We start from the raw sequence: 4124 nt of genomic DNA on the forward strand, positions 1-4124 counted from the left end.
GATGCAGTATGCGCGGGCTGCCCGCCTGCTCATGCAGCGTGTCGCCGTTCTGCGTCACCACGAACGTGCCCGGCACGCGACCGGCCAGCGCCGCAATGGCGCGGTGCGCCGCGTTGGGCGTGGCCAGCAGCGCGCGGCGCCGCCGTTCCTCGTGCCAGGCCCACACCAGCGACGGATCGTTGCGGTAGCCGGCATCGGTCGCCAGGGCCGCGGCATCGTAGCGCGCCCACAGGCCGCGCATGCCATCGCGGGTTTGTGGCAGGGGGGTGGCGGGGGTCAGGGCCGATCCCGTCNNAGGCGGCTGGCGGGGTTCAGGCCCGATCCCGTCACCACGACGATCAGGCGCGCCGCGCGCAGCGTTTCCACCAGGGAATCAGGGATATCGAGGGAGCGAAGTTTCATGCGAACCGCCCGCCGTTTGAATAGGCCGCGGCGCGGCCAAGGCTGCAGTTAAACGTATCGAACAAACCAGGCATGTCGCTTCCATTTACTGAAACAGCCTGGATTATGAAACTGCATTCGGACAATTCAGGGTTGAATTAATCGGAATGGATTTCAGGGGATTACTTAGGTATTCGCCGGATAATGTCCAATTCCTGTTTTGCTATTCTTGGCCTCCGCAAATTGCGCCCGGCCTATTTACGCACCATGCAAAAAACCGGCGACCGCCTGTTGTTTTCCGCCTCCGACCTGGTCGGTTTCCTGGAGTGTGAGCACCTCACCACGCTGGATCTGCTCAACCTCGAATCGCCGCTGCCGGCCGCGCCAGAGGACGAGCAGCTCGAACTGATCCAGCAGAAGGGACTGGACCACGAGCGCGCGTATCTCGAACGGCTGCGCGCAAGCGGCCGGCACATCGTCGACGTCAGCGATGCGGGCGACGGGCTGGCCGCGCGCCTGGCCCGGACGCGCGAGGCCATGGCCGACGGCGCGGATGTCATCTACCAGGCGGCGTTTCGGCATGGCCAATACATTGGCCATGCCGATTTCCTGCTGAAGACCGAACGCCCTTCACGCCTGGGCGATTACAGCTACGAGGCCAGCGACACCAAGCTGGCGCGGTCGGCGCGCGCCAAGTTCGCGATCCAGCTCTCGTTCTATTCATGGCTGCTGGGCCTGGAACAGGGTGCGGCGCCGCTGCACATGCACGTGGTGCTGGGCAGCGGCCGCGAGGTGGCCCTGCGCGTGGCCGACTATGCCCATTACTTCCGCCAGGTCGTGCGCCGCTTCGAGGCGCACGTCGATCAGCGGGACGCTGCGTCCACGTATCCCGATCCCTGTGAGAAATGCGCCCAGTGCCGCTGGGACCCGCTGTGCAAGGCGCGCCGCGCCGACGACGATCACCTGTCGCTGGTCGCCAACATCACGCGGCAGCAGATCCGCAAGCTGAACGCGCAGGGCATCCGCACGCTGGAACAACTGGGCACGCTGGCGCCCGACGCGGCCGTGGCGCGCCTGGAGCCCGCCATCCTCTCCAAGCTGCGATCGCAGGCGGCGCTGCAGCTGCGCGCCCGTACCGACGGCGGCCGCCATTGGGACCGCATCGCCAAAGACCCGGACGACACCGCGCTGCGCGGCTTTGAACGCATGCCGCAGCCGGACGCGGGCGATATGTTCTTCGACATGGAAGGCGATCCGCTGGAGGAAGGCGGGCTGGAGTATCTGTTTGGCCTGTACGTCATCGACGACGGCCACGAGCGCTTCGTGCCGTTCTGGGCGCATAACCGCGGCGAAGAGAAGCTGGCCTTCGAGGCCTTCATCGATTACGTCGTGGCGCGGCTGCACCGCCATCCCGATGCGCACATCTATCACTATGCGCCCTACGAGGCGACGGCGATCAAGAAGCTGATGTCCGTGCACGCCACGCGCGAGGCGGAGGTCGACAACCTGCTGCGCATGAACAAGCTGGTGGACCTGTACCAGGTCGTGCGCGAAGGCGTGCGCGTGTCCGAACCCGGGTATTCCATCAAGAACATCGAACACTTCTATTTGCCGCAGCGCGAGGGCGGCGTGACCAACGCGGGCGCCAGCATCGTCTACTACGAACGCTGGAAGCGCACCGGCGAGGCGCAATTGCTGCAGGACATCGCCGACTACAACCGCGACGACGTGCTGTCCACGTACAAGCTGCGCGAATGGCTGTGCGCGCTGCGTCCTGACGGCATGCCGTGGGCGAACCGCCGCGACGCGCAGCAGCAGATCGACGCCGCCCGGTTCCAGGTCGGCGAAAAGACCGCCGCCGAACTGCGCCTGGAACCTTACCGCGCCGCGCTGCTTGGTTCCCTGCCCGCCGACGAGCTGGACTGGTCAGCGCGCGACCGCTATCGCGCGCTGGTCTACCAGTTGCTGGATTTTCATCGCCGCGAACAGAAGCCGGAATGGTGGGCCATGTTCGCCCGCATGGAGGCCACCGATGCCGAACTGATGGAAGACAACGAATGCCTGGCCGGACTGGTGCGCGATGACACGGTGGCGCCGGAACCGGTGGCGCAGTCGCTGCGCTACACCTACCGGTTTCCCGCGCAGCAGACCAAACTGCGCACCGGGTCCCCCTGTACGGACGTGTGCGGCGGGCCGGCGATCAGCCGGCTGACGGTGGATCCTGCGGCCGGCGTTGCCACCTTCACCCTGTCGCGCAAGGCGATGCCGCCGCAGCGCCTGTCGCTCGGGCCGGGCAGGCCGGTCAGCATCGACGAACTGGCCAACGCCATGTTCCGCTACGGCGACGCGCTGCTCGCCTCGGACGATGGCGCCAGCACGCCGTTCCGCGCGGTGGATGCGCTGCTCAAGCACGAGCCGCCGCGCATTGACGGCGTACCGCCCGGCACCCCGCTGGCCGACCCGGGCGCAACGCTGCTGGATCAGGTCGTGGACATCGTCGGCCGCATGGACGAGACCACCCTCTTCCTGCAAGGCCCGCCCGGCGCGGGCAAGACCTACACCGGCTCGCGCGTGCTGGTGAACCTGCTGCGCCAGGGCAAGCGCATCGCGGTCACGTCCAACAGCCATCACGCCATCAACAACCTGCTTTCTGGCCTGGAAAAGGCGGCGCGCGAGGCGGGCCTGTCGTTCACCGGCGCCAAGAAGTCGGGCAAGGAGGGCGACGACTCCTGTTTCAACGGCGACTTCATCGAAGACGTCTTTGCCAACGACAAGATCGACCTGGCGCGCCATCAACTGGTGGCCGGCACGGCGTGGCTGTTCAGCCGGGCTGATTTTCAGCAGCAGTTCGATTATCTGTTCGTGGATGAAGCCGGGCAGGTCAGCCTGGCGAATCTGGTCGCGCTGGGCCAATGCGCGCGCAACATCGTGCTGCTGGGCGACCAGATGCAGCTTGGCCAGCCGACCAAGGGCACGCATCCCGGCCGCTCGGGCGAATCCACGCTGGAATATCTCTTGAACGGCCACGCCACCATCGCGGCTGATCGCGGCATCTTTCTGGACACGTCCCATCGCATGCACCCCGCGATCTGCGGCTTCATTTCGGACGCCATCTACGACGGCCGGCTGCGCGCCGCGGAATCGGCCGCGGGCCAGGGCCTGGTGCTGGGTGCGGACGCTGCGGACGCGCTGGCCGCCAGCGGCATCCGGTACGTGCCGGTCGTGCACGAGGGCAACGCGCAGTCCAGCGACGAGGAAGCGCGCGAAGTCGCCGCGCTGTACGCCAGCCTGATGCGGCAGCGCTATCTGGACAAGCACGGGCACGCCGTGCCGATGACGCCCGACGACGTGCTGGTGGTGGCGCCCTACAACGTGCAGGTCAACACGCTGCGGCAAGCGCTGCCCGAGGGTGCGCGAGTAGGCACTGTCGACAAGTTCCAGGGCCAGGAAGCGCAGGTGGTGATCATTTCCATGGCCACCTCCAGTGGCGAAACCATGCCGCGCGACATGGAATTCCTGTTCAGCAGGAACCGCCTGAACGTGGCGGTGTCGCGGGCCAAGGCGCTGGCGATCCTGGTCGCCAGCCCCGCCCTGCTGTCGGTGCGCTGCCAGACGCCGGAACAGATGGCGCTGGTCAACACGCTGTGCTGGGTGGCCGAGGCGGGTCAGCACGTGTAGCGCGGTCGGCGTGACGCCGTCGCAATACGGGGAAGGAGGCGGGCGCGCCGAGCCGGCGGAAAATT

At 66.8% G+C, this 4124-nt stretch carries 2 protein-coding genes; one reads left to right on the top strand and one right to left on the bottom strand.

Annotation, left to right across the window (positions count from 1 at the left end):
- The coding region (locus B3446_RS00335; protein ID WP_291376088.1) for a Sir2 family NAD-dependent protein deacetylase at positions 1 to 241 on the bottom strand (241 nt) is incomplete at its 3' end.
- A 407-nt stretch (positions 242 to 648) separates the two neighbouring features.
- Here B3446_RS00335 and B3446_RS00340 point away from each other — a divergent pair.
- Positions 649 to 4059, top strand: coding sequence for a TM0106 family RecB-like putative nuclease (locus B3446_RS00340; protein WP_291376090.1), 3411 nt, complete (start codon positions 649 to 651; stop codon positions 4057 to 4059).
- Positions 4060 to 4124 lie beyond the last annotated feature (65 nt).

It is taken from the genome of Achromobacter sp. UBA5777 (assembly GCF_002418565.1).
GTDB classification, from domain to species: domain Bacteria; phylum Pseudomonadota; class Gammaproteobacteria; order Burkholderiales; family Burkholderiaceae_B; genus Achromobacter; species Achromobacter animicus.

Excerpts from the sequence above, each read along its gene's own strand:
- B3446_RS00340 (WP_291376090.1), top strand. The coding sequence starts at position 649 with ATGCAAAAAACCGGCGACCGCCTGTTGTTTTCCGCCTCCGACCTGGTC.